This is a genomic window from Bacillus sp. CCB-MMP212 (genome assembly GCF_022748145.1).
Classification (GTDB): Bacteria; Bacillota; Bacilli; order Bacillales; family Bacillaceae_G; genus Bacillus_A; species Bacillus_A cereus.
This window is the reverse complement of sequence record NZ_JALDQE010000003.1, coordinates 228,296-251,364: the sequence shown is the minus strand read 5'-3', so window position 1 is coordinate 251,364 and position 23,069 is coordinate 228,296. Positions and strand designations below refer to the sequence as shown.

The window sequence follows — 23,069 nt, the reverse complement described above, 5'->3', positions numbered from 1 at the left end:
CCTCCACCAAATCAGTTACTTTTAGTATAGCATATCACAACTCATTTTCTTTACGCTTATGTGTTAATTTTACAATCTGTTTTTCTGTAAAATACGCGAGTAAATGCGCATGACATGTAAAGAAGATGACTTGTCTATCTTTTGCGATTTCCTTTATTAGTTCAATCGTTCGGTCCGTCCTTACCGCATCAAAGTGCACGAAACTATCATCAATAATAAATGGATAATCGTGTTCAAATGTTTTCGCAAGTGCAAATCTCAGCGATAAATATAACTGCTCCGCTGTCGCTTGGCTTAGTTCATGACTGTAAAAACGTATACCGTCGTTACGTTCAACAACGAACGGCTCCGCCTCTGACGGTGAAAAGATTTTACTATAGCGTCCGCCCGTTAAATAGACGAAATACTCTTCTGATTTTTGTAAAATACGAGGCAGATGCACTTCATGATAATATTGCTTCGTTTTCGTTAACACCGTTTTTGCGGCCGCATAAGCAGCCCACTTCTTCACTTGTTCACGTACTTGCGCTTTTTTCATTTCCCACTCATGCATTAAATCGCCGTACGTACTACCTTCTTCTAAATTCACAATTTCCATACGATGTTTCGCAATGCGCTCTGTCAGTTCTTTCTCTTGCGCCAGACAGTTTTGCACGACTGTAATTTCTCTCTTTAATTTCTCTTCATAACCGTCAGCTTCGTAATGTTCAGCTAATGATAAACTCTTTAAACGCTGTTCTAACAGATCAATTTGCGGTAATAAACGCACTACTTGTTTCTCAGCATCTTCACGTTTTCCCGCTAGTTTACCTGCTTCTAAAAACATCTCTTCATCTGTAGCCTCTGCAATATGCCATAAACTGTCTCGTTCTACTAGCAATTGCTTTAATTGCTCTTGCATGAACTCATATTCTTCTTGCCATTCAGCTAGTTTCTCTTTCAACTGCTTACAAGTTTGTCTCTTCTCTTTCTCATTTTGCATAAGCCTTTGCGCCTCATACAACTTACTATACTCCGCACTACCGATAACAGTTTCTAGTTTATGTTCAAATTGCGAAATCATTTCATATAATGAAGATTTTCGTGTGCCTTGCTTCTCTAATTCACGATATAATTGCTGCATTTTTTCTATACGCTCAAACGCCGGCAATATGTGCGCATACGTATAAAAATCAGGGAACATATAGCGCGTTTTATATGCATCTACTTGTTCTCCCGCCTGGAACGTTTCTCTCTCCCATTCCTCATACGATGAAACGACTTTATCATAAGCTCGCTCCATTTGCTGCAATTTATAAGACTCACGCTCAAATAGCTTACGAATCTCTTCATCTTTTTCTAACTGATAGCGCACAGACAGCGCTTCTTCACTTTGTCTCCCGCCAGCACTTTGCTGAAGAGTAAGAAGCTCTTCTTGTAATCCACTTGACGGATCTTTATATAAAACAAGGGCAAGAACAATCCCTACAAAAACAATAACACTAATAAATAAGAGCGGGCGGTTGTCTATAAATAAGCTTGTGAATAAAACAAGCGTGTTAATAAGAAGTAACAGAAGACAAACTCTTTGCCACTGCTTTTTCTTTTGCATAGCTACTCCTGCTTTTTCCTCATACTTGCGCTTCATTCTCTCTGCGCCCATACCGATAAACGCCGCATCTTGGAACGATTTCTCTTTCTCAACTAACGTATTTCGCTCTTCATCAACTAACATTTGTTTCTGAATCTGTCTTATATTTTCTTCTTGTTCTTCTAATTGCTCTTGCGCTACTTTAAAACGATCATCAAGCTGTGCTTTTTGCGTTTCTAATTCACGTGCCTTTTGCACGGTTTGCGTAATTAATTCTTTCGTTGCCAAACTCATGTCAAACGCAAGAACCGCTTCCTTTTCAAAAGTAGCACCAATTTGCTGTTCTAGTTCTGCAATTTCTTTTTTTATATTCGCAATACTTCCTGTCATATCACGCATTTCTTGGCGTGCATTTTCGTAAGACATATGTTGCATACGAAGTTCTTCTACATAACTTTCTTTTTGTAAAAACTCTTCATCTATTTGAATCGAGGCAATTTCCGATTGCACTGTCTCGATTTTCTTATGGAGCGAATCAACTTGTAACTGAAGCGGCTCCATCTTCGCCTTAATCGCTTCATAGCGCGCCATTCCGTTTACAGGAAACTGCCCGCTCTCATTTTCTAACACTTTCTCATGCGCACGCTTTTCAATAACGAGGGGCTCAAGCGCTGCTAATATTTCATAATCTTGCTTTCGCTTTTCTGCATTCTCTTTTTCCACGCGAACAGAAGCAAGCTTCTCTTCACTTTCTTTTAACTGCTCCACTTGTTTTTCATACGTGCCAATTTTTCCTTGCCACTCTTTCATCTTCTCTTCAAGCTTCTTCATCTCTTGCAGTGACACGTTAATTTCCGGTTTACGCCCACTCGGTTTAAAACGCTGATCCATTTCTTTTTCTAGCTTTTTATCTAACTGTAATAGCGCATCGCTTCCGACTGCACTTGCTGAAAATAAATAATTGCCAATATCCGCTTCGCCGAGCTGATGAATATTTTGAAGACCATGCATATCAAATGAAAAGACCGATTCAAATAAACTTTCATTCATCCCGCTTAATATATCGTTTAAAATTTCCTCGCCGCCCGTTTTCCCGTCTTCAAAATAAACGGTCACCTCGCCAGTTGCCGTCTTTGGCAATCGTTCAATTTTCAAACGGCCGTACTGCTCTGTTTGCACAGTCAGCGCACCGCCATACTTCCCGCCTTCTTTCGGCTCATAACGGCGCTGTCCTCTCGTCGGAAAACCGAACAGAATACTTTTCATAAACGAGCGAATTGTCGATTTCCCCGCTTCATTTTCACCGTATAACACCGTCAGCAAGGAAAGATCCATTTCCACATTTTCTAATTTTCCGTACCCATAAATATGGAGTTTTTCAATTCTCATTTTTTATCCCTCTCTTGCTGGAATAATTGTTCTAAAATAATATTTTCTGCTTCCTTTTGAATCTCTTTCTTCTCGTCTTCTGTAAAAGATTCAATACTATTACGCGCTACAGGAGATGTCCAAATGGTGCGCAACACGCCGTCCATATTTGTGAAAGCTTCTAGCTCCTTTAGCACACTACCGACGAAATGATTTTCCGCTTTCAAACGTTCGATTTCCGCAAAAGAAACCGTCTCATTTTTCCACTTCATTGCATATACGAAATCTTTTCGCTCTTCGCCAGATGCTAAAATGTGAAAAATCTCTTCCACACGCTTTTCGTCACGCAAATAAGGAGAAAGTGGGCCCTGCCCTGTGAATACGACAGTTAAAAGCGTCCCTTCCTCTTCTCTTCGGCACTCATTCAGCGCAGTTGACATGCTCGTCATAAGTTCATCAACAGTTTCAAGTCCATCAATACAAACTTCGATCTCATCCCATACAACATCTGCCGTATGGAAAAATGAGCAATGCGTTCCTTGTTTCGTAAGTTCAATAAGGTACGCACCCTTCTCACCTGTTTCCTTACGATGACGACCTTGTATGTTCCCTGGATAAATAATGTATGGCTCTTCTGATAAAATTTCACGTTTATGTATATGGCCAAGAGCCCAATAATCAAACTGTTTTTCTTTCAACTCACGAATTTGAAACGGTGCATAGCGATTATGCTCTGCATCTCCTTCCACACTTCCGTGAAGCATGCCAATATGAAAAGGCGCATCACTCATTTTCGTATACTGCGCTGTCATATTATCCGTTACCGCTTGCTGCAAATAACTAAACCCATAAATAGAAGCTAATAGCTCACCATTTTTATAAAATGATTTCTCTTCTACATAAGGCTCAGTAAATACATGAACATTTTCCGGAAACTCAATTGCTGCCCAGCTTCCCCCTAAATGATCATGGTTACCGTGAATAATAAAAACAGGGATATCGTACTGCGAAAGTCTCTTCATTTGCTCACGCACAAACACTTGCGCCCTCAAACTTCTCGTCTCCGCATCATACAAATCCCCAGCTAGTAATACGAAATCAACGCGCTCTTGAATCGCTTTATCAACAATACGCTCAAATGATTCAAACGTACTTTGCTTCATTCTCTCCCAAACAGACTGCGCAACATTCATCTCCATTCCTTTAAACGGACTATCCAAATGCAAATCAGCCGCATGTATAAACTTTACTTGTTTCACAAATAACGATCCTTTCTATCTTTCAAAAGTTTCATTTTATTAAAATTAACATCGCTGAAAACTAATAATCATCGAGAATGAAAATATTCTCGATGATTAAAGTTTCATTCTATTTTACCACGCAATGTCATATATTTCTTTGCATATTGTAGCGTTTTATGTCAAAATAATTATAAGATTCTGATTTTAATTATTGGAGGGAATTTTCATGGGAGTATACGTTCTAACAGTCTTTGAAAAAGATGGTTCAAAAGCATTAGACGAATCATTCGAGGCGGCAACTGAAAAAGAAGCGAAAGCAAAAGGTGAATCTATTTTACAAGAAAAAGGATTGTATGAAAAAACACATCGCTGTACATCTACTGCAGGTAAGCTCGTTTTATTCCAGCGCTAAAAAAAAGAAGCGTCATCCGCTTCTTTTTCACTCTACTATATCTTCGTCACACCACGTAAACACCACATCTAGAATGCGATTACCAATACGTACGCGTTTATTCCATTTACCTGTTTGGATCTGATGTTGCAATTCAGCTTTCATCTTTTCCGTCCAGTCGTGAATCGTTTCACTACCGTCGTACGGATATACGCCTGGAAACTCTTCCTGCAGTAGATGCAAGCTCTCTGCATCAAAATGAAAATGGAAGAAGTAGTTTGCTGTAAGTGATGGTTCTTGCAATCGTAAAAAATGATCATCAATTTGCTTTCTATTTCTATAGAAAGTAAAGATATTCACTTTACCGCTAGTAATTTGGTCAATTTGAATTTCGTGCTTCTCTATAATCACGTCTTGTCCACCTCGTTGTATACTATCTTTAGTATATATGTCTTTTGCAACAAAGTTAACCATTTTCGCGCGAAATTCATTTCCTTCATTATATTACCTGTACCTCCATATGCAATCAGAACAAATAAAAACAAAGTTGAAGGGGAGCGATCACATGTATTTCGGAAGCAAAGGTTGGTATGTAAAAGAACTTAAAAAATTAGGTATCCGTACTTATGAAGGTAAAAAACTAGAATCGTATCGTACGCATGTGTTATCTAGTTTACTTGAGAGAATGAAGAAAGCTTCGGCTTAATAGAAAAACACCTCCCGAATTCGCATACTAAGTATGCAAATTCAATGGAGGTGTTTTTATCAGTTTTCATAAAAGATTTTTTGCTTCCGCTGGAACGGATACGTTTTAATCTCAGCTGTATCTAAATCTTCATTGAATAAATGAATGGCTATAATTTGTCTACAATCGTAAGTATGGTAATAATATGTTCCAGACTCCATACACATTGCACTTGTATAGATCGTATTATCTAATATACCGTCTTCTGTTATTACTGCCCCCTTAGGAACCTCACAATTTGATAAGATATGAAAAATAGCCGATATCCCCTCTTCTTCGTTCTCTATACTTTGAATGTTTTGTTTGCCATATGCTGCCCGTACAAATCTTGATGGCGGGGTGAAATCTCCAGGAAGTCCCATCGTTCCTGAACCTTGGCCAAAAGCACTTAATGGTACATCTCCCCACTCAGTTGGCGCAAATGGCTGCGATTTAAGTCCAATATATTGTCTTAAATTTTGTAAATGCCAATTAAACTCCGGACTATTAGTCATTACTCCTATTGGATTGTCATACACTTTTATTCCATCAACTGTCGGCTCAAGTACAATACACGCTCCCGATTTATCTGCTAAAATCCAATGTAGCGGTGGCGTAATTCCTAAAACTGGTAATGGCACATCTATAAAGGCAATGTTATCAATATATTTTCTTAATTCTTCAACAGAATTGAACTGCGTGAGGCTCCAAGTCACAAAATCAAATGGCGCTACATTCGTTTTATTGCTATCTATATGATTACTATAAGTAGCAAATCCTGGGAAATAGAGAGTTGCACATGTCATACCAGTTTCATTTACTCCGTCCGCCATCATGACCCTTCCTCCAAAATTAATTCCCATTCCGACAACAGCCTTTTTCGCTCGGATCGTTTCACCAGTTATATTGTTCCACTGATAACGCCGAGGAATGATTATTACTTCTTGATTCATATCTAATGTGAAATCCATTGTTCTCGCAAAAAGATGTTGGAAATTTTTAGTTTGTAACGTCAAACTAGTACACATGAAGAAATCCCCCCCATTTTATAGTTATATACACATTTTATAAAATTCTGATAAATACGTAAATTAAAAACCCTATTTATCACTAACAAAATAACCACCCTAACCAAAAATGCTATAATAAACCCAATGAAACTAAGGGGGCAAATTACTTTGCTTGGAACATGCATTCAATTTCATAAGTTTGGCAATCCAAAAGACGTATTACAAGTTGAATATAAAAATATAGAACCACTGAAAGATAATGAAGTTTTCGTTCGTATGCTAGTTAGACCGATTAATCCATCTGACTTAATTCCCATCACTGGAGCATACGCACATAGAATCCCTTTGCCTAACATACCTGGTTATGAAGGTGTTGGTATTGTAGAAGATGTAGGCGCTTTTGTTTCTAGAGAGCTTATCGGTAAACGTGTGTTACCTTTACGCGGGGAAGGTACTTGGCAAGAATATGTGAAGACATTAGCTGATTTTGTAGTCCCTATTCCTGATTCCATTGATGATTTTACAGCGGCACAAATGTATATTAATCCACTTACTGCGTGGGTTACATGTACGGAAACGCTAAACTTAAAACGGAATGACGTTTTATTAGTAAATGCTTGCGGATCCGCTATTGGCCATCTATTTGCACAGTTATCTCAAATTTTAAACTTCCGATTCATTGCGGTGACAAGAAATAATAAACATACAGAGAAATTACTTCAGCTTGGCGCTCATCATGTAATAGATACTTCCACTGCCCCGCTTTATGAAACAGTTATGGAGTTAACAAACGGGATCGGTGCAGACGCTGCGATTGATTCTATTGGAGGACCGGATGGAAATGAATTAGCTTTCTCCTTACGTCCCAATGGGCACTTTTTAACTATAGGACTTTTGTCAGGAATACAAGTAAACTGGGCAGAGATTGTCACGAAAGCAAAAGTGCACGCGAACATATTTCATTTACGACATTGGAATAAAGATGTGTCAGCATATAAATGGCAGGAGACTTTTCGTCACTTAATTCGTCTAGTAGAAAATGAGCAATTACGTTTTATGAAAGTACATTCTACATATGACTTAGTGGATGTGAAAACGGCGGTTGATGTTGTGCAATCTGCGGAGAAAACGAAAGGGAAAGTTTTTTTGACGGGTTATTGACTACAATTGAAGGAGTCTTTTTGATTGGCCATTTAAATAGACTAGATAGTACGTTTAGGAACACCTAATTGTAAGTATCTGGTATAATCCTATTAAAAGGTGAAAGGAGATTTTCACATGTGGCTAATCACGGCAATCGCGCCTGTTGTAATAGTTGGTGGAATTGTAGTATTTGTAATTAAAAGATTGGAACATAAATATAAGAACGGAAAATTAGGTAAGAAAAAATCTCAAAAAGCTCAACTGTTATTAGACAGTTTCATACCTATAGGAATGCTTGTCGGCTGTATAATTGGTTTGATTTTCGGCATGTTTTCCCCAGATTTCTCACTACTTTCAATTAGTTTAGGATCCGGAATAGGCTATTTATTTGGTTTTTTTGCCTATAAATTTTATAGCAAGACAGGAAACAACCTCTCATAATCCAAAAAGAATAAGCGGAACAGTACATAGTAGTCATATACAATATGTACTGTCCTTTATTTTTGTATCAACACTATCACCTTACCTTTCGCCTACTATACACCTTTTTTATTGATTTTCCTCTCCTCCACCTTTTGCATATCCGCTTTTTTATTTTCATTGGATCTATATCCAAAGTAAAGTAGCGCACATGTAATAATAGAACCTACAATGTATCCTAAAAAACATCCTAACCAAAACATAAAAATTGCCCCCAATCCATTATAAATTTTATGTAGTAGACATCTGTAAAACGTTCTCAGTACCTCCGTTTTTTATTACAGATTGGAAAATTCCCTTAACCATTCCATCCATGAACATTCTGTCTTCTCTATTTTGATTATTATCTATAAAGTTATTTATACCACTAATTCTTCCATCATCTCAAATAACAACTTTATTATTTATTATAAAGTTTGCACTCACACTACATATATGTAGCATCACTGTCTCTTTTTCATTTTACCCTTGCAACTGGAGTTTACTTCTACAACTTAAAAACAAAAAAACCCCTCAAAGCATAAACTTCAAGGGGTGAGCCTGTTTTTTATTTACTTATATACGTACAGCTGTACCGCTTACAGCAACCATTAACATTCCATCACGAACAACTTCGTAGTCTACGTCAATACCTACGATAGCGTTCGCACCTTTTTGTTTTGCGAGTTCTTTCATTTCATCCATTGCGATATCACGAGCTTCTTTTAGCTTGCTTTCATAAGAACCAGCACGACCACCGACAACATCACGAACTGAAGCGAATAAATCGCGGACAATATTTGCACCCATAATAGCTTCACCATTTACAATATCGATATACTCAATAATTTCTTTACCTTGAATTCCAGACGTTGTTGTTACAATCATGACTGACACTCTCCTAATAAGTTGTAGTTTTGATAAGCTTTCTTATGTCTTTATTATGACATGGAAAAAGTATCTAATCCATTGAATTACCTTACAGGAATGTGACAGTTTTGTAATAATAAAGCGCGCATTATGTTTAATTTTAATAAAGTGCTTTAATATTGGGATACATAAACGATTCTCTATTTTCTTTCCAATCCTTTTCTACTTCTTTAAAAGTTGGTCGCCCTAATTCTTTGTTATTTTCATGTTTACTAAACCATTTTTTCACATACTGGTCTCCATTTTTGTTTTGAACTGTACAAAGGAAACTATTACTGCTATCCTTTAATATTTTTACAATCACGAAAAGGCACCTCTTCCCTTTTAAATAACATGATAGAACTTGATCTTTTACTATAAGCCCTTCCTCTCTTATAGTCATACGACTCCTCGGCCGCGCCAAAGTTGTAAGATCAAAAAACGATATTCACTTTGTTTATATTTTATTTAAAGAAATCAGAGTTATAGGCATTATGCTTATCAAATATTTTATAGATTTCTAACTTATCATCTAATTTTGCATCTACTAAAATTAATATATTTCCATCGTAAATATACTCTTCATATTTCTTAGCATGGTCTTCAGGGATTCCTAAGCCGATAAATGCCCCTATTAAACTTCCAGCTCCACCGCCAATACCGGCTCCTCCAATAGCTGCTGCGATCGGTCCTGCTGCTACGATTGGACCCATTCCAGAAACGGCAAGTACACCAAGACCTGTTAATAAACCACCAAGCCCGCCTGCTACCCCTCCAGCTACAAGCCCTGTCGCTGAAAAGATATCTGCTTTATGTGCAGTTTCGCTATTCACTTTTTCACCCGATTTTTCTTCTAGATGTTCAATTTCCTTTTGATCTTTCGCAATAGCTGAAATGTTATCTGCTGAGTATCCTTTATCATTTAATTCATTAATAACGAGTGCCGCATCATCAATTGTTCTAAAAACACCTACTATTTTTCTATCTAAATCCATAACTATTAACCTCCTAAAGTTTTATATAATGTATCTTTATTTTTCTTCATTTCTGTATACACTAATCTTCTTATTAACATAACCATTTACGAAGAAAGCGAATAGTAAAAGCACTACAAGTGAACTACTTAACAAGTAAATTAAATCAAATGTAATATCAATCATCATTTCATTCATGTATACCAGGCTCCTTTTTATTTAAAGTAAAAGTATATTTTGATAGACTAATCTACTAAACATAGACATCTTACAATTCATCTTCAGTCAATCTCTTTGTAGTATATGTATACCCTTCCTAACCTTTTCTAAACGTAAAAAAACTATACTTATATTTTTTCTTATTTATATGTTTAACATTTTTTAAAACGGGTATGTTTATATTGTTATGCTTACTATATGGAAAGGAATATTACGATGAACGCCATTCACTCTACTACTATTTCTTATAATGAAACACCTACAATAACTCAGATTCATCATTTTTATGCTTTAATGACAACATTTCAAGCTAATTTGTTTATAAGTAAACATGGAACAATGACATCAATCAAAAATTTAAGCACTCTAGTATCCTTTTTCCTTACTGTAAAAAAGAAAGATCTTATATTATTTATTTTTGAAGGAATAGATGCAAAAAGAGCTTTAAGAACACTCTTCCCTTCTTAGAATGTTTGTTATCCTCTATTCCCTCTTTTACTACCTTTCATATATGTTTTTATATTTCAAAATGATTTCCTCTATAAAAAAAGAACCCCCTAATACAATAGGGGGATTTCTAGTTTGGCCTTATGAAAACTGATATAATATATATTACGTTTTTCATTCTTTAAAATAGAAAAGTTTTAATAACCTTGAAGGTAGGAATTTTTAATGAACTCGAAAGCAAAATTTAGTATTCGCTACAAAATTATGGCTGGTTATTTAGTTATCATTTTGTTCTTACTTGTTTCTTTCATTATGTTAAACAATGAGATTTCCAACTTACAAAAATCTCGTAATTTTATTATTGATCATGATTTTAAAGTTCTCAATTTAACGAATCAAGTGGAGAAAGAGTTACTAACAATTGAAAATAAAGCGAAAGGGTTTATCATTTCTAATAACCCTAATTACGTGCAGTCCCTTAACTCTGCGGAAAAGGATTACGAAAAACATTATCAAGATCTTTTTTCTTTATTAGAGGATAACCCCTCTCAGCAAGAAAAATTAAAACAGATTAACGAAAACATTACTAGTTGGATTAATAAAGAGATTCACCCACTCATTACAAATAATAATAGTAATAATGTACAAACAATTGACACGACTCAAATTCAGTCATTACAGTCGCAGCTAACTAACTTCCGGAGCACTGAGGAGCAACTAACGAAAAAAAGAGCTGCACAATTAGATATTGAAAATAATAAATTAGAGATTTGGTTATACAGTTTATTGTTCTTACTTTCTTGTATTTCTATTATCGTTTCACTCTATATTTCGAATTCCATTACAAAAACGATTAAAAATGTAATTCAAGCTATTAAATCCATTTCTTCTAAAGAAAAAATTACGGAAAGAATTCATGTAAATACACATGATGAAATAAAAGATCTTGCTCATACAACAAATCACCTACTAGACGAAATATCAAAAAGAGAGTGGTTACAAACTGAGCTTGCAGAATTAATTTTAATGTATCAAGGTGTATCTTCTATTGAGATGTTAGGTAAAAAAATTCTTAGTGGCATCATACAAAAAACGCAAACTTCTTGCGGTGCATTTTATGTACGTGAAGAATATGAAGAAACTGTCTACTATGTGAAAAAAGCTTCTTTCGCCGATCAAGGTGCTGATATTGGAAAACAATCCATTAAAATGGGTGAAGGTTTCATTGGACAGTCTGCCTTAGAAAAGAAAAGTTTTATTCTCAGTGACATACCCGAAGAGTTTCGTTATGTCACTAGTGGAGTATTAGAAATACGTCCTAAAAATCTACTAGTCATCCCTATCTTATTTGAGGATGAAGTGATCGCAGTAATGGAGTTAGTAAGTGTAACTGAGATTTCAGATTTACATCAAGATTTAATTCAACAAACCGTTGATAATCTAGGTTTAACAATTCATAGCATTATGGGACGTATGCGAATTCAAACTCTTTTACATGAATCACAAGCAATGACAGAAGAGTTGCAAGTTCAATCAGAAGAATTGCAAACGCAAGCGGAAGAACTACAAATGCAAGCAGAAGAATTACGAACAACGAATGAACAATTAGAGTCTAGAACTGAAGAGGCTGAGCAGAAGACAGCTGACTTACAAATTACCAAATCAGAATTAGAAGAAAAAGCAAGCGAGTTGTTACGCAGCTCAAAATACAAATCTGAGTTCCTAGCAAATATGTCACATGAATTACGCACACCGTTAAATAGTATTTTACTATTATCTGAAATGTTAAGAGAAAATCATGATAACAATTTATCCGACGATGAAATTGAATTAGCAACCGTCATTCATTCATCAGGGAAAGACTTACTTACTTTAATTAATGACATACTAGATTTATCTAAAGTAGAAGCAGGCAAACTAGACATCATTTTTGAAGCAACGAACATAAGTGACATGGCAGCCAATATGCATCAAAACTTTTTACATATAGATGCACAAAAAAATGTCGAATTTACTATTGAAGACAGTGATACGATTCCTGATCTGTTTTATACAGATGCAAAACGGATTGAGCAAATTATTAAAAACTTATTATCCAATGCATTTAAATTCACGGAAAAAGGATCCGTTTCTTTACATTTCGATTCAATAGAAACAACCAATTTAAGTCATGATATGCAGTCTATAAGTAAAGATTGGATTACAATTTCAGTAAAAGATACTGGTATTGGTATCGCTAAAGAACAGCATCAACTTATTTTCGAAGCCTTTCAACAGGCAGATGGAGCAACGATTCGAAAGTATGGTGGTACAGGACTAGGTTTATCTATTTGTAAAGAGTTTGCTAGATTGTTAGGTGGTTGGATTACGTTAGAGAGTAATGTAGGAGAAGGTAGTACTTTCACGGTATATATTCCTAACCTTCCAAATGGATTACATGATATACAGTTCTCCAATTTAGAAGTCGCAGCAACGATAGAAGATGTTATTCCTGCTGAAGTTGTTGAAGAAACTATCGTTACTACCGAAACAAATAACGTCTTCCAAGAGAAAAACATTTTAATTGTCGATGATGATCATCGAAATATATTTGCGTTACAAAATGCATTAAAAAAACAAAATGCCAACATTATTACTGCCCAAAACGGCATAGAGTGTTTAGAAATACTAAAAAGCAATACAAATATTGACCTTATTTTAATGGATATTATGATGCCTAATATGGACGGTTATGAAACGATGGAAAATATCCGAATGAACTTAGGGTTACATGAAATACCTATTATCGCATTAACTGCTAAAGCAATGCCAAATGATAAGGAAAAATGTTTATCTGCTGGCGCTTCAGATTATATAAGTAAACCATTAAACCTACATCAACTCTATTCGGTAATGAGTGTATGGTTAATAAAATAAGTGAGGTTTAGTTGGAGTGGAAAATAAGTATTATAATTTTGATCCATCAGTAGATACGGATGAGCGCACGAACTTAGAAATTGAATTACTATTGGAAGCGGTATTTAAACTATCAGGATTTGATTTTCGCCAATATGCTCGCACATCTATTTATAGAAGGATTTGTAATCGAATGCAGCTCTCTAATATCCCAACCATTTCAAAATTAATTGAAAAAGTAATTCACGAGGAAGGGGTTTTAGAACAATTATTAAATGATTTCTCGATTAATGTAACTGAGATGTTCCGTAACCCTGCCTTTTTTAAAGCGCTAAGAGAGCATGTTATTCCCGAATTGAAAAAGCAACCTGAAATTAGAATTTGGCATGCTGGATGCGCAACTGGTGAAGAAGTATTATCGATGTCCATCTTACTTCACGAAGAAGGATTAAGTGAAAAGTCGGTTATTTACGCAACAGATATGAATACAAATGTGTTAGAAAAAGCAAAACAAGGCATCCTCCCCTTAAATAAAATGCAAACTTATACGAAAAACTATTTACAAGCTGGCGGTACACAAGCATTTTCTAACTATTATTCAACAGATAATCGTTTTGCTTATTTTAATCCTTCACTGTTACAAAACATTATTTTTGCACAGCATAATTTAGTAACCGATCAATCTTTTAACGAGTTTCATATTATACTTTGTCGTAACGTTTTAATTTACTTTACAAGTAAACTTCAAAATCAAGTGCAGCAACTATTTTATGAAAGCTTAAGTCACAATGGATTTCTATGTTTAGGAAATAAAGAAACTCTTCGTTTTTCAAATATAATGCCGCATTATACCCAATTTAATCCTAGTGAACAAATTTATCAAAAAATACAATAAAGTGAAACTTTAATCAGTGGGGGTATCCCCCACTGATTATCAGCCCTCACCAATCGGGCATTTACGGGCAGTTGACTCCCACCTACCTTCTTTGCTTCAGACTAATTTTTTTGGTAGGAGTCTTACTGCCCGTTAATGCGGGATAAAAAGCGTATGAAATCCTCTGTTTGGATTTCATACGCTTTTTATTTCGCATTCGTTTGTATCATAATTAGACACATATCATCTGATTGCGCTTTCTTTTGTTCTTCCTTGTAAAACCCTTCTATCTCGCCTTCTAAATCTCCCCATTTTCTTTCTGTAAAAGTACGTAATTTCTCTTCAGACTCAAATTCATCATTTGCAATTGCTTCAAGAACACCATCTGTAAACAATAATATTTGAGCGTTCTTCTCAAAAGGTATAACTGTCTTTTTAACTTTTATTTCATCAAAAAATCCTACGGCACAACTCCCGCGATCTAGTTCAACTACATTTGTTTCATCAACTAAAACATATCCAGAAGGATGCCCTGCATTTACATATTCAACTGTTCTATCTTCTGTATTAACAACTAAGTATATCGCCGTAAAATAATAAGGAATATTATCATTTTCATTATGTAAAAGGGTCATATATTTATTTAATTCTTTAATAACGAGTTCTGGATCAATTAAACATTTAATTGTTTCACGTAATACAGACGAAATAAACATACAAACTAATGAAGCAGATACACCATGTCCCATCACATCTAATAATATAATACCGTAGCGATTTTCATCGATTTTATACCAATAATACATATCTCCAGCTAGTTTAAATGAAGGTAAGTAACTTGCTTCAATTTTTATATGATCTTCTCTTAATGGGCTACTTAATAAGTTTCTTTGTACTTGCGTAGCTAAATCTAGTTCATTCCGAAGATTTTCTTCTTGTTCTTTATGCCAATTTAATTCTGATTTCAAGCGTAACGCTACACGCATACGTGCTAATAGTTCAACTTTATTTATAGGTTTCGTAATATAATCCATTGCCCCCATATCAAGAGCTTCGGCCAATTTATTTGCATCCTCTAAAGCTGTAACAAAAATAATAGGGATATCTTTAAACTTCTCCTCTTTTTGTAATCGCCTACAAACTTCAAGTCCATCAATTTCAGGCATCATAATATCTAATAGTATTAAATCAATTTCATTATGCCTGGAAGAATCTTTTCCAAACTGTATGTATTCGAAGAGCTCTTGTGCAGAATTGAGCGATACAAGATCATGATATCCGGCTTGTTTTAAAATCTTTTCAATTACAAATATGTTAACCGGATTATCATCAACAATTAAAATGGACACAAGTTATTTCCCCTTTTCTTATTTAAAATGTAAATCTATTATCATTTTCTATTTTTCTAGTATTACATACTCAGTTACAAAATGAAAATTTCTTACTCAAACATATTTATACAACAAAAGAACAAACCCCTAGAAATAGGAATTTGTTCTTTCACTCTATAAATTTCTACTTTTAATTTAACACCATTGCTTTATCATTTAAAAGACGATCTAATTCTTCCATATGATTAGTTTCATCTGCAATCATATCTTCTAGTTTTACAACTAACTCTGTCATATTTAATTTCGCTGCCTGTTCTTTTCTCGTTTCATAACGCTTAATTGTTTCATATTCTGATTGTCTAGCGGATTCTAACATTTCTCTAACATCTTCTACTTGTTTCACTGGTAAAGGGATCGTAGTAGGTGTACCACCTAGCGTCTTAATTTTCTCCGCTAAATATAGGGCATGTCCTTGTTCATCACTAATTTCAGATTCAAAGAAAGGTTTTAACACTTGTCTATATATACCAGAAACTGTAGCTGCATTATGGTTATACATAATAATTGCTGAGTATTCTCCTGCTAAATCTTCATTCAATCCTTCGATTAGTTCTTTCACATCGTGTGACATTTTCATATCTCCTCCTATACTTAATAAGTACCCCTTTTCTCATGTTTTAAACATAATTATTTTAAATTTTTATGTATCTAAAAATGCGGCTTGCTTCAATTTACTTATCGCTTGTCTTTTAATACGAGAAACGTGCATTTGTGAAATACCTAACCGTTCCCCTGTATCTTTTTGATTTAAATTTTCTCCAAATATATAATGAATAACACTCTTTTCCGTATCATTTAATACGTTAAAAATATCCTTTAAAACGAGACGCCTTTCTGTCTCTTCATATCCTTGCTCTACTTCACCTACAGATTCAATTCTCGCTACCGAACTTCCATCAGATGAATTTTCAACTACATCATCTAAGGAAGATACTCGATAATTATTTTTCGCATCCATAATCTCTAGAACTTCCTCTTCCGATAGTCCTAAATGATTTGCAATTTCTATTATCTTCGGTGAACGTTGCAGGTGATCTGTTAGTTCCTCTATCGCAAGTTTAATTTTCCCACCCAAATCTTTAATTCGTCTTGGAACGTGAATGCCCCAAGTTTTATCGCGTAAATACTTCTTTATTTCCCCTACTATCGTAGGTATTGCAAAAGGCTCAAAAGCATTCCCTATCGAATAATCATACCTTCTTATTGCACCTAAGAGCCCTAACATCCCTACTTGTATAATATCCTCATGCATCGGCCCGCCTTTTGAATAGCGATATGCAATGGAATATACGAGATTTTTATAATGATCAACTAACCTTTCCTGCGCTTCATTACATTGGTTTTGTTGGAATTCTGCAATTAGCTTAATAACGTCTTCTTTAGTAAGAGTTGTAGGTTGAGATTGGATTTCCATCATTCTCCACCTGCTCTCTTTGTATATATTTTGTCATTAAAACTGTCATGCCCTCATCATGCATAATTTGTATATCATCCATTAATGTATTGATTAAATATAAACCTAAACCATTTTCCGGCAAATGTTCTACTGGTTTACTAATATCATACGGACCAACTTTCCTTTTTAAGCTATTAAAATCAAAGCTAACCCCATTATCCGCAACTATAATTTCTAATCGATCTTCATATAGCCCGAAGACAATTGTAATTTCTCCAACATCTTCTTTGTATGCATGTTGTACAATGTTTGTACAAGCTTCACTAATAGCAATTTTCATATCTTCTATATCGTCATAAGCAAAGCCCATTCGGTTCGCAACACCAGCCATTGTTAAACGAATAATAGCCACATATTCTGCCTTTGCAGGAATTTTCATTTCTATCTTTTCAAATTTCTCCATCATCCCTAGTCACCTTCTTTCTACTTTTTCAAAATCGGAATTCAAGTTTAATATTTCTGTTAACCCTGTAATATCGAATAATCTTTTTAATCTTTTAGATACACCGATAAACTCTAGTTTTCCATCATTTTTCTTAACTGCTTTTAATAGCGCTATAAAAACACCTAAACCAGTACTATCCATATAATCTACGTTATGAAAATCTACTACGATATGAACCTCTTTTTCGCTTGTAATAGGCATTACCTTATTTTTTAAATCTGATGCTGTATACGCATCAATCTCACCATTAAGTTGTACCGTATAACCTACATCATTTTGCAAAATATTTATTTCCAAATTCATCATTTCCGCCCCCTTATCTCAAACATTTACTATTTAATTACCCATAAAAATTAGTTTTAAACATATTTTTTTATTTTCATTATAAATAAATTTTCTACACCTTTCTTGGCTTAACACCTAAAAAATACTACCGAATGTTTAAAACTTATAAATTTGTGTATGTATAATGTATAAACATTATTTTCAGGGGGATCTATCTATGGAAGAGCACAACTTTAAAAAGGGAGATTTTGTTCAATTTTCTTATCGACACGATCATGCTACAACGTTAGTTGGTTCCATTATTAACATACTAACAAATACAATTGTAGTTGATATAGGTAATAGCGAGGACCTATATCATATAGAACCGAGGCAAGTCGTAAGAATAAATAATTGTGAAAAAGTAACGATGGTTTAATACATGATAGAAAGTGTAATTTTAATAAGCGGGGGTTCTTCATCCCCCGCTCATTTCTATGTAGATTACATTAAAAAAGCATCCAAATTAGTTTAATTGGATGCTTTTTTATGTATATTTATCAGTTCATTCACTTTATAGTTATATATAATAAACTTAAGATTACTATTCATTATCATACTTACGCTTTCCGTAGCATTCTAGAGAAGAATGTAACGATTAAAATAAAGACGATTGCACCTAATAACGCTGGAAGAACAAAAATGCTTCCCCATTCAGGACCCCAATGACCAAATAACGCACTACCTACCCAAGATCCAATCAAACCAGCAATCACATTACCAACTATACCTAAAGGAAAGTCTTTTCCCGTAATCATTCCAGCTAACGCACCAATAAGTCCACCTACAATACACGTAATAATAAGTCCCACAATTAGACCCCCTATATATTTTTATAATGGATTTATCAAGCTTTGGTGTTTAACCAAAGCTTGATAAACATGTATTATTCTTTATTATCCAATCCATCACTTATCTTTTGTTTCACTTTTCCGACTTTTTCTTTTATAGTTCCCTTCGTCTTCTCCCACTTCCCTTCATTTTTCAACTCTCTATCTTCTGTAACTTCACCAATTCCTTCTTTTAATTGCCCTTTTTTCTTTTCAACTTTACCAGTAATTTGTTCTTTCAGCCCGCTCTCACTCATATTTCCCATCTCCTTTTCGTAATAGATTTATAGATGTAAAGGGTACAAAATTAAATAGAATACATGCATCTTCTTTCTTGTAACCATTCACCGACTCTTTCTAAATCCTTAACGAATAACAAGATTTTTCCTTCATCCAGCTTTTCTTCATAAAAGTTCGCTTCTTCCTCATTAAGCCCTAACTCTTGCATTTTATTTCTTAACTGATCTCCTGTTTTTTGAAAGACGTTAATAATGCTTGTCCCAAGTCCTTCCTCTTTTATTCCAATCGTGTTCACGTCTGCATTATCTGCGATTCTATCTGTCCTCTCTTTCTCATGTGTTAACACGTAAATATCTTTTTGTTCTATTCCTTTCTTCACTAGATCATTCGCCGCATTCATGACCTCTTTCTCCGTAATAAATTCATATACAAAAGGTTTACTATACTTCGTTTCCATCTTTAACTTCCTCCTTTAAAATGAATTATTTGTTATATTATATGTAGTACACCTATTTTCGAAATGTTAAACATAAAATATGAAAAAAATTATGTGAATTTTAATTTTAATAGAAAATGAACAACATCATTTACCACTTTAAAACATCTCCCCCTTACAATAACTACCTAAATTAACAGAAAATTGTTATAATTAAATTCAAGGAGGGATACTATGAAAAAAATCATATCTATATGCGCTCTAACCGCTCTATCTTTCACTTTAATAGGTTGTACAAGCACCTCGGCTACAGATAAAGCTTCACAAGTTAAGCAAGAACACACACAACATACCTTTCAATTAAACTCCGCAAATATTTCAGACATTGAAATACTAAAAACAACAAATCATACTACTTCCAAATCTCAAACAGATAACGAAGAAATGATAAAATCTATCGTTTCAGCAGTTCAAAATGGAACACCTAAAACAATCACTTTAGATCAAAAAAAGAGAGAATCTGCACATTCTACTATTACCGTTACATATAAAGATGACTCAAAAGAAGAATTTCTTGTATGGGTTGATAATAAGGAACAAATTACAATCGCTAAAAATGAGAAGAAAGATAAGGTAGAAGGTGTGATAGTGAATATTAAAGATGCTAAAATGATGAAGGATTTCTTTTAAAATTCTAGTTAACGTAAAAAAAAGAGTAGGATTACATCCTACTCTTTTTTTAATCATGCTCAATAAATAGACTTTTATAAAAGCTATTTAAGGTCTAATTTTGCTAAATCATGTTGTAAAACATTATTTCCTTCTTGTGGGTTAAATACGATTGCACTAAGACCAAAAACATTCGTAACAACATCTCTATCTTTCGGACGAATGATTCTTACTTCATAAGCAAAAAGTGCTGGAGGAAGAGCTGCTGAACGAAAAGTAACATATCGATTAGGTGGCAATGTTTGCGTTGAAGGGTCTATTAATGGTAACAATACCGGAGAACCAGATGACCAATCAAACATTTCAACAGTTACTCTACGAGTATCGTCGGGATCAACATTCATAGCATCCACAGTAAGAAATAACGTAGCGGAATGTCTACGTAATATACCCGTTGATAAAGTTTCATTATGATGTTCACAGTATTTTTTTGGAGGGTGACCATAGCCATAACTCATACCAATTCCCCCCTTTCATTTACAATTAAGGACAAGTATTCCTTATAATATATAATGCTAGTATTCTTTTATTGAAAGGTATAAAAGCGGATTTCTATCTATATTTTCGGATATTTTATTTTTCATTTATTCGCTTTTAAAGAATGATATAGACTCTCCTATTTTGCCTTTGAATTCCTTCTAAGAATATATTCTGCCCTCATCAATCGAGGTCTTACTCCCCGACAAATAGCGGGATAAATCTATTTTGAAAAGGACCTGCTCCATTCATTCGTAAAAGCATAAAGTAAATGGAATCCGTTAAAACACATGAGTGACCCCTTGGTTTTCTCTTCCTATTAAAAGGAGGAACTGTTATGGGCTTTGGTGGTAGTTGTGGTGGCTGTGGCTTCGCTGGAGGATTTGCTTTATTAGTTGTATTGTTCATTTTATTAATCATCGTTGGAGCTGCTTGCTTCTGCTAAAAAACTATCGGAAAAGACACTTTTATATGAGTGTCTTTTCTTCATAAAAAATACGCAATGTGCAGTTTAAGTGTAAGATGTAGTATTACATCCCCCTCCATAATGAACTTCGATACTATAAATTTCGTTTAGGTGCAATCTTAAAATTTTAGTTTAATAGCAATATGGTGAAACTCTATTCCATATAATATTGCTATCGCAGAAAAGTAAAACAAACTGGACAACCTAGATTTCAAACTGTAAGATTAGATGTTGGTGAAATCGGGTAGCAAAGCATATATAGAAAATAGGTGTTAATTTTGAAAATCAATAAAAAATTCGAACCAATAATTTTTAATATCTTTATGATTTTAGGTATATCTAGTATTATCTCTTTCGTCATGGTTTCAATGAATGTTGGATATACAGCTTTATTTCTCAAATCATGGATGAAAACATGGGGAATTGCTTTCGTACTTGCATTTTTAGCTTCTAAATTATTACCCTTTGTAGTTAAAAAGATAATGAAAATCTTCACTTTTGTTGAGAATGATGCTTAAGAATAAAGTGATGTACTGCGTAGGTTCATTCCAATTAAAAGAGTTCATTATCACAAAAACTTAACCTAGTAAAATGTTTCAAATCGAAGAAAGACACCTTACAGGTTGTCTTTTCTTTATAAGTAAAAAAAGCCCACCTATTTCCGTAGGCGGGCTTTATCTTTATTACACAATACGAAAGTATACTCTCTTTTTCACTGAAATTTTATGTAATTATACATATTCATGAAAATAGAAGAAGGAAACTATACATTGTGGGCATGTTCCATGCCCATCAAGCTAAAATTTTAACATGTGCAAAAATACCCCCCCCCCTAAATAGCTATATAGAGATGAAGTTGTTATGACAACATATTTTCCACCTTCAATTTAGTTATCCTTAGAATGCTTTTCTACAAAATCAAGGATCCTAGCATTAACCTCGTTAGAGAACTCACCATTGATTGCGTGAGATGCATTTTTCCAATTAACTATATCAATATCTTTAACGTATTTTTTTCCAGTTTCAACTGCTTTTACCGAATTGTGCATTGTACTTTTTTCAGCCATAAGTGCAAGCACTGGAATATCAATACTTTTTAAGTCTTCTTTACTAAATAAATCAGGCGCTGGTGTTTTCAGTTTATAGTTACGCATACCCGACTCGATTAACTTAGCGATAGGCTCATCGTCACTTGCTTCTGCTCCTCCAGAAACATAGCTTAACATCTTTTCTCTTAAAAACTTAGGTACAATAGGAACGGAAGCTGGAATAGATGCCAGAATCATTTTTATGGATATTTGCGCAAATACAAAGACTGGATCTAATAAACTAGCCGTAGCAATATGCTCAGGATTATATCTAGCCAAGTTCATTGTTGTCCAGCCTCCAATGGAGACACCCACGATATGCACTTTTTCTAAACCTAATCCTTCAATTACTTCATTTAGCCATTCTGCTTGTTGCTTTTGGTTTTCAATCACCTTCGTTTGCACACTCATCCCAGGTTCACCGAGTAAGTCTATCGTATAAACAGGCCTTTTCTCCCTTAGCCCTTCTAAATTTGGGCCCCACATTGGAGTAGATGCACCGCGTCCAGGGAGTAAGAGTATGGGTTCCTTATGTTTGTTTTCTTCTTTAGTAAAGTAATAAGCACGAATTGTGCCATATTTAGTTTTTATATCTTTCGTTTCGTTAGGTTTTGGAAGGAGTGCCATTGATTCATCGTAGGCAATTTGAAAATCTTCCTTTCCTTTTTCAGATATAAAGTGACCAATCTTATTATCATCTCTCTTCATTTGAATTCCTCCTTTCTACAAATATATGGATGAACTTTATCTATATATTCATGGTAATCATCCATTAACTTTTCATCTTCTTTAAGGCAAGACTCTCATTTAGAAAAAAGAAAATCGTACGTTTAGATACAATTTGGCAACAAACTAACTGTTTTCTTGTACATTAATAAACAACTACTGTAAGAGTTATAGTTTTTATGTTTTCATTTATCTTTTTAATCAGATGAATGCTTTTTTTAGTACATAATAAAAAAT

The 23,069-nt window shown here is 34.4% G+C and carries 30 protein-coding genes; 11 read left to right on the top strand and 19 right to left on the bottom strand.

Going from position 1 to position 23,069, the window contains the following annotated elements:
* Positions 1 to 34: 34 nt before the first annotated feature.
* Positions 35 to 2,959 (bottom strand): ATP-binding protein, encoded by a 2,925-nt coding sequence (locus tag MRP26_RS09700; protein ID WP_197241372.1) that lies wholly within the window; start codon positions 2,957 to 2,959, stop codon positions 35 to 37.
* The gene (locus tag MRP26_RS09695) at positions 2,956 to 4,197 is read right to left on the bottom strand and encodes a metallophosphoesterase family protein (RefSeq protein WP_182811156.1); all 1,242 of its coding nucleotides are present in this window, start codon (positions 4,195 to 4,197) and stop codon (positions 2,956 to 2,958) included. The genes MRP26_RS09700 and MRP26_RS09695 overlap by 4 nt, the downstream gene beginning before the upstream one ends.
* A gap of 208 nt (positions 4,198 to 4,405) precedes the next feature.
* On the opposite strand from MRP26_RS09695, the gene MRP26_RS09690 reads away from it, so the two are divergent.
* Positions 4,406 to 4,591, top strand: a complete 186-nt coding sequence (locus tag MRP26_RS09690) for a YhzD family protein (RefSeq protein WP_000539552.1) — start codon at positions 4,406 to 4,408, stop codon at positions 4,589 to 4,591.
* A 27-nt stretch (positions 4,592 to 4,618) separates the two neighbouring features.
* On the opposite strand, the gene MRP26_RS09685 is transcribed toward MRP26_RS09690, so the two are convergent.
* On the bottom strand, positions 4,619 to 4,981 hold the full coding sequence (locus tag MRP26_RS09685) for a hypothetical protein (RefSeq protein WP_000582776.1): 363 nt from the start codon (positions 4,979 to 4,981) through the stop codon (positions 4,619 to 4,621).
* A gap of 154 nt (positions 4,982 to 5,135) precedes the next feature.
* Here MRP26_RS09685 and MRP26_RS09680 point away from each other — a divergent pair, with 154 nt between their 5' ends.
* The gene (locus tag MRP26_RS09680) at positions 5,136 to 5,276 is read left to right on the top strand and encodes a YflJ family protein (RefSeq protein WP_000273536.1); all 141 of its coding nucleotides are present in this window, start codon (positions 5,136 to 5,138) and stop codon (positions 5,274 to 5,276) included.
* A gap of 59 nt (positions 5,277 to 5,335) precedes the next feature.
* Here MRP26_RS09680 and bsh read toward each other — a convergent pair whose 3' ends face one another.
* Entirely contained in the window at positions 5,336 to 6,322 is a 987-nt protein-coding gene (gene bsh, locus MRP26_RS09675; protein WP_071731871.1) for a choloylglycine hydrolase, read from the bottom strand.
* Between the two features lie 150 nt (positions 6,323 to 6,472).
* On the opposite strand from bsh, the gene MRP26_RS09670 reads away from it, so the two are divergent.
* Both MRP26_RS09670 and MRP26_RS09665 read left to right on the top strand, forming a co-directional pair.
* Positions 6,473 to 7,465 carry a zinc-dependent alcohol dehydrogenase family protein gene (locus tag MRP26_RS09670; protein ID WP_197241374.1) on the top strand — a complete coding sequence of 331 codons (993 nt, stop codon included), beginning with the start codon at positions 6,473 to 6,475 and terminating at the stop codon, positions 7,463 to 7,465.
* A 117-nt stretch (positions 7,466 to 7,582) separates the two neighbouring features.
* Positions 7,583 to 7,888, top strand: coding sequence for a hypothetical protein (locus tag MRP26_RS09665; RefSeq protein WP_157418240.1), 306 nt, complete (start codon positions 7,583 to 7,585; stop codon positions 7,886 to 7,888).
* Positions 7,889 to 7,983: 95 nt separating this feature from the next.
* On the opposite strand, the gene MRP26_RS09660 is transcribed toward MRP26_RS09665, so the two are convergent.
* The 5 genes from MRP26_RS09660 to MRP26_RS09640 form a co-directional block, all read right to left on the bottom strand.
* The gene (locus MRP26_RS09660; RefSeq protein ID WP_166504393.1) at positions 7,984 to 8,130 is read right to left on the bottom strand and encodes a hypothetical protein; all 147 of its coding nucleotides are present in this window, start codon (positions 8,128 to 8,130) and stop codon (positions 7,984 to 7,986) included.
* 352 nt (positions 8,131 to 8,482) lie between these two features.
* Positions 8,483 to 8,794, bottom strand: coding sequence for a YbjQ family protein (locus MRP26_RS09655; RefSeq protein WP_000637510.1), 312 nt, complete (start codon positions 8,792 to 8,794; stop codon positions 8,483 to 8,485).
* A 142-nt stretch (positions 8,795 to 8,936) separates the two neighbouring features.
* Complete coding sequence (locus MRP26_RS09650) at positions 8,937 to 9,140, bottom strand: DUF4028 family protein (protein ID WP_000635853.1); 204 nt, start codon at positions 9,138 to 9,140, stop codon at positions 8,937 to 8,939.
* 139 nt (positions 9,141 to 9,279) lie between these two features.
* The gene (locus MRP26_RS09645) at positions 9,280 to 9,810 is read right to left on the bottom strand and encodes a general stress protein (protein ID WP_197241375.1); all 531 of its coding nucleotides are present in this window, start codon (positions 9,808 to 9,810) and stop codon (positions 9,280 to 9,282) included.
* A gap of 36 nt (positions 9,811 to 9,846) precedes the next feature.
* Positions 9,847 to 9,987 (bottom strand): hypothetical protein, encoded by a 141-nt coding sequence (locus tag MRP26_RS09640; protein ID WP_001004567.1) that lies wholly within the window; start codon positions 9,985 to 9,987, stop codon positions 9,847 to 9,849.
* 237 nt (positions 9,988 to 10,224) lie between these two features.
* Here MRP26_RS09640 and MRP26_RS09635 point away from each other — a divergent pair, with 237 nt between their 5' ends.
* From MRP26_RS09635 to MRP26_RS09625, 3 genes are all read left to right on the top strand, one after another.
* Positions 10,225 to 10,476, top strand: coding sequence for a hypothetical protein (locus MRP26_RS09635; protein WP_000991350.1), 252 nt, complete (start codon positions 10,225 to 10,227; stop codon positions 10,474 to 10,476).
* Positions 10,477 to 10,680: 204 nt separating this feature from the next.
* Positions 10,681 to 13,371 (top strand): ATP-binding protein, encoded by a 2,691-nt coding sequence (locus MRP26_RS09630; protein WP_197241376.1) that lies wholly within the window; start codon positions 10,681 to 10,683, stop codon positions 13,369 to 13,371.
* 16 nt (positions 13,372 to 13,387) lie between these two features.
* Positions 13,388 to 14,245: a CheR family methyltransferase gene (locus tag MRP26_RS09625; RefSeq protein ID WP_000429046.1), complete on the top strand. Its 858-nt coding sequence runs from the start codon at positions 13,388 to 13,390 to the stop codon at positions 14,243 to 14,245.
* Positions 14,246 to 14,430: 185 nt separating this feature from the next.
* Here the strand turns inward: MRP26_RS09625 and MRP26_RS09620 are convergent, their stop codons facing one another.
* From MRP26_RS09620 to rsbV, 5 genes are all read right to left on the bottom strand, one after another.
* Positions 14,431 to 15,573, bottom strand: coding sequence for a fused response regulator/phosphatase (locus MRP26_RS09620; protein ID WP_029442048.1), 1,143 nt, complete (start codon positions 15,571 to 15,573; stop codon positions 14,431 to 14,433).
* 172 nt (positions 15,574 to 15,745) lie between these two features.
* Positions 15,746 to 16,186 carry a ferritin-like domain-containing protein gene (locus tag MRP26_RS09615; RefSeq protein ID WP_000017755.1) on the bottom strand — a complete coding sequence of 147 codons (441 nt, stop codon included), beginning with the start codon at positions 16,184 to 16,186 and terminating at the stop codon, positions 15,746 to 15,748.
* Positions 16,187 to 16,255: 69 nt separating this feature from the next.
* Positions 16,256 to 17,032 carry an RNA polymerase sigma factor SigB gene (gene sigB / locus MRP26_RS09610; protein WP_015055091.1) on the bottom strand — a complete coding sequence of 259 codons (777 nt, stop codon included), beginning with the start codon at positions 17,030 to 17,032 and terminating at the stop codon, positions 16,256 to 16,258.
* Positions 16,995 to 17,477, bottom strand: a complete 483-nt coding sequence (gene rsbW, locus MRP26_RS09605) for an anti-sigma B factor RsbW (protein WP_197241377.1) — start codon at positions 17,475 to 17,477, stop codon at positions 16,995 to 16,997. Before rsbW ends, sigB begins: the two co-directional genes overlap by 38 nt.
* A 6-nt stretch (positions 17,478 to 17,483) precedes the next feature.
* On the bottom strand, positions 17,484 to 17,822 hold the full coding sequence (rsbV, locus tag MRP26_RS09600) for an anti sigma b factor antagonist RsbV (protein WP_002106052.1): 339 nt from the start codon (positions 17,820 to 17,822) through the stop codon (positions 17,484 to 17,486).
* Between the two features lie 196 nt (positions 17,823 to 18,018).
* Between rsbV and MRP26_RS09595 the strand changes: the two genes are divergently transcribed.
* A complete protein-coding gene (locus tag MRP26_RS09595; RefSeq protein ID WP_197241378.1) occupies positions 18,019 to 18,219 on the top strand; it encodes a methyltransferase in 201 nt (66 codons plus the stop codon).
* A gap of 181 nt (positions 18,220 to 18,400) precedes the next feature.
* Here MRP26_RS09595 and MRP26_RS09590 read toward each other — a convergent pair whose 3' ends face one another.
* From MRP26_RS09590 to MRP26_RS09580, 3 genes are all read right to left on the bottom strand, one after another.
* On the bottom strand, positions 18,401 to 18,652 hold the full coding sequence (locus MRP26_RS09590; RefSeq protein ID WP_197241379.1) for a GlsB/YeaQ/YmgE family stress response membrane protein: 252 nt from the start codon (positions 18,650 to 18,652) through the stop codon (positions 18,401 to 18,403).
* Between the two features lie 74 nt (positions 18,653 to 18,726).
* The gene (locus tag MRP26_RS09585) at positions 18,727 to 18,927 is read right to left on the bottom strand and encodes a CsbD family protein (RefSeq protein ID WP_053565102.1); all 201 of its coding nucleotides are present in this window, start codon (positions 18,925 to 18,927) and stop codon (positions 18,727 to 18,729) included.
* 50 nt (positions 18,928 to 18,977) lie between these two features.
* Positions 18,978 to 19,367, bottom strand: coding sequence for a YflT domain-containing protein (locus MRP26_RS09580; protein WP_053565103.1), 390 nt, complete (start codon positions 19,365 to 19,367; stop codon positions 18,978 to 18,980).
* 213 nt (positions 19,368 to 19,580) lie between these two features.
* On the opposite strand from MRP26_RS09580, the gene MRP26_RS09575 reads away from it, so the two are divergent.
* Positions 19,581 to 20,036, top strand: a complete 456-nt coding sequence (locus tag MRP26_RS09575; protein ID WP_053565104.1) for a hypothetical protein — start codon at positions 19,581 to 19,583, stop codon at positions 20,034 to 20,036.
* An 83-nt stretch (positions 20,037 to 20,119) separates the two neighbouring features.
* On the opposite strand, the gene MRP26_RS09570 is transcribed toward MRP26_RS09575, so the two are convergent.
* Positions 20,120 to 20,533, bottom strand: a complete 414-nt coding sequence (locus tag MRP26_RS09570; RefSeq protein ID WP_075719446.1) for a hypothetical protein — start codon at positions 20,531 to 20,533, stop codon at positions 20,120 to 20,122.
* Between the two features lie 356 nt (positions 20,534 to 20,889).
* On the opposite strand from MRP26_RS09570, the gene MRP26_RS09565 reads away from it, so the two are divergent.
* On the top strand, positions 20,890 to 20,997 hold the full coding sequence (locus MRP26_RS09565; RefSeq protein ID WP_000505670.1) for a YjcZ family sporulation protein: 108 nt from the start codon (positions 20,890 to 20,892) through the stop codon (positions 20,995 to 20,997).
* Positions 20,998 to 21,296: 299 nt separating this feature from the next.
* On the top strand, positions 21,297 to 21,536 hold the full coding sequence (locus MRP26_RS09560) for a DUF2798 domain-containing protein (protein WP_000700210.1): 240 nt from the start codon (positions 21,297 to 21,299) through the stop codon (positions 21,534 to 21,536).
* Between the two features lie 369 nt (positions 21,537 to 21,905).
* On the opposite strand, the gene MRP26_RS09555 is transcribed toward MRP26_RS09560, so the two are convergent.
* Positions 21,906 to 22,814, bottom strand: a complete 909-nt coding sequence (locus tag MRP26_RS09555) for an alpha/beta fold hydrolase (protein ID WP_048565187.1) — start codon at positions 22,812 to 22,814, stop codon at positions 21,906 to 21,908.
* Between the last annotated feature and the right edge of the window lie 255 nt (positions 22,815 to 23,069).

What these genes read in the sequence shown, in the direction of transcription:
- MRP26_RS09700 (WP_197241372.1), bottom strand. Translation starts at nt 2,959, where the DNA reads ATGAGAATTGAAAAACTCCATATTTATGGGTACGGAAAATTAGAAAAT.
- MRP26_RS09690 (WP_000539552.1), top strand. Translation starts at nt 4,406, where the DNA reads ATGGGAGTATACGTTCTAACAGTCTTTGAAAAAGATGGTTCAAAAGCA.
- MRP26_RS09680 (WP_000273536.1), top strand. Translation starts at nt 5,136, where the DNA reads ATGTATTTCGGAAGCAAAGGTTGGTATGTAAAAGAACTTAAAAAATTA.
- bsh (WP_071731871.1), bottom strand. Translation starts at nt 6,322, where the DNA reads ATGTGTACTAGTTTGACGTTACAAACTAAAAATTTCCAACATCTTTTT.
- MRP26_RS09665 (WP_157418240.1), top strand. Translation starts at nt 7,583, where the DNA reads ATGTGGCTAATCACGGCAATCGCGCCTGTTGTAATAGTTGGTGGAATT.
- MRP26_RS09660 (WP_166504393.1), bottom strand. Translation starts at nt 8,130, where the DNA reads ATGTTTTGGTTAGGATGTTTTTTAGGATACATTGTAGGTTCTATTATT.
- MRP26_RS09655 (WP_000637510.1), bottom strand. Translation starts at nt 8,794, where the DNA reads ATGATTGTAACAACAACGTCTGGAATTCAAGGTAAAGAAATTATTGAG.
- MRP26_RS09645 (WP_197241375.1), bottom strand. Translation starts at nt 9,810, where the DNA reads ATGGATTTAGATAGAAAAATAGTAGGTGTTTTTAGAACAATTGATGAT.
- MRP26_RS09640 (WP_001004567.1), bottom strand. Translation starts at nt 9,987, where the DNA reads ATGAATGAAATGATGATTGATATTACATTTGATTTAATTTACTTGTTA.
- MRP26_RS09635 (WP_000991350.1), top strand. Translation starts at nt 10,225, where the DNA reads ATGAACGCCATTCACTCTACTACTATTTCTTATAATGAAACACCTACA.
- MRP26_RS09630 (WP_197241376.1), top strand. Translation starts at nt 10,681, where the DNA reads ATGAACTCGAAAGCAAAATTTAGTATTCGCTACAAAATTATGGCTGGT.
- MRP26_RS09615 (WP_000017755.1), bottom strand. Translation starts at nt 16,186, where the DNA reads ATGTCACACGATGTGAAAGAACTAATCGAAGGATTGAATGAAGATTTA.
- sigB (WP_015055091.1), bottom strand. Translation starts at nt 17,032, where the DNA reads ATGATGGAAATCCAATCTCAACCTACAACTCTTACTAAAGAAGACGTT.
- rsbW (WP_197241377.1), bottom strand. Translation starts at nt 17,477, where the DNA reads ATGATGGAGAAATTTGAAAAGATAGAAATGAAAATTCCTGCAAAGGCA.
- rsbV (WP_002106052.1), bottom strand. Translation starts at nt 17,822, where the DNA reads ATGATGAATTTGGAAATAAATATTTTGCAAAATGATGTAGGTTATACG.
- MRP26_RS09595 (WP_197241378.1), top strand. Translation starts at nt 18,019, where the DNA reads ATGGAAGAGCACAACTTTAAAAAGGGAGATTTTGTTCAATTTTCTTAT.
- MRP26_RS09585 (WP_053565102.1), bottom strand. Translation starts at nt 18,927, where the DNA reads ATGAGTGAGAGCGGGCTGAAAGAACAAATTACTGGTAAAGTTGAAAAG.
- MRP26_RS09580 (WP_053565103.1), bottom strand. Translation starts at nt 19,367, where the DNA reads ATGGAAACGAAGTATAGTAAACCTTTTGTATATGAATTTATTACGGAG.
- MRP26_RS09575 (WP_053565104.1), top strand. Translation starts at nt 19,581, where the DNA reads ATGAAAAAAATCATATCTATATGCGCTCTAACCGCTCTATCTTTCACT.
- MRP26_RS09570 (WP_075719446.1), bottom strand. Translation starts at nt 20,533, where the DNA reads ATGAGTTATGGCTATGGTCACCCTCCAAAAAAATACTGTGAACATCAT.
- MRP26_RS09565 (WP_000505670.1), top strand. Translation starts at nt 20,890, where the DNA reads ATGGGCTTTGGTGGTAGTTGTGGTGGCTGTGGCTTCGCTGGAGGATTT.
- MRP26_RS09555 (WP_048565187.1), bottom strand. Translation starts at nt 22,814, where the DNA reads ATGAAGAGAGATGATAATAAGATTGGTCACTTTATATCTGAAAAAGGA.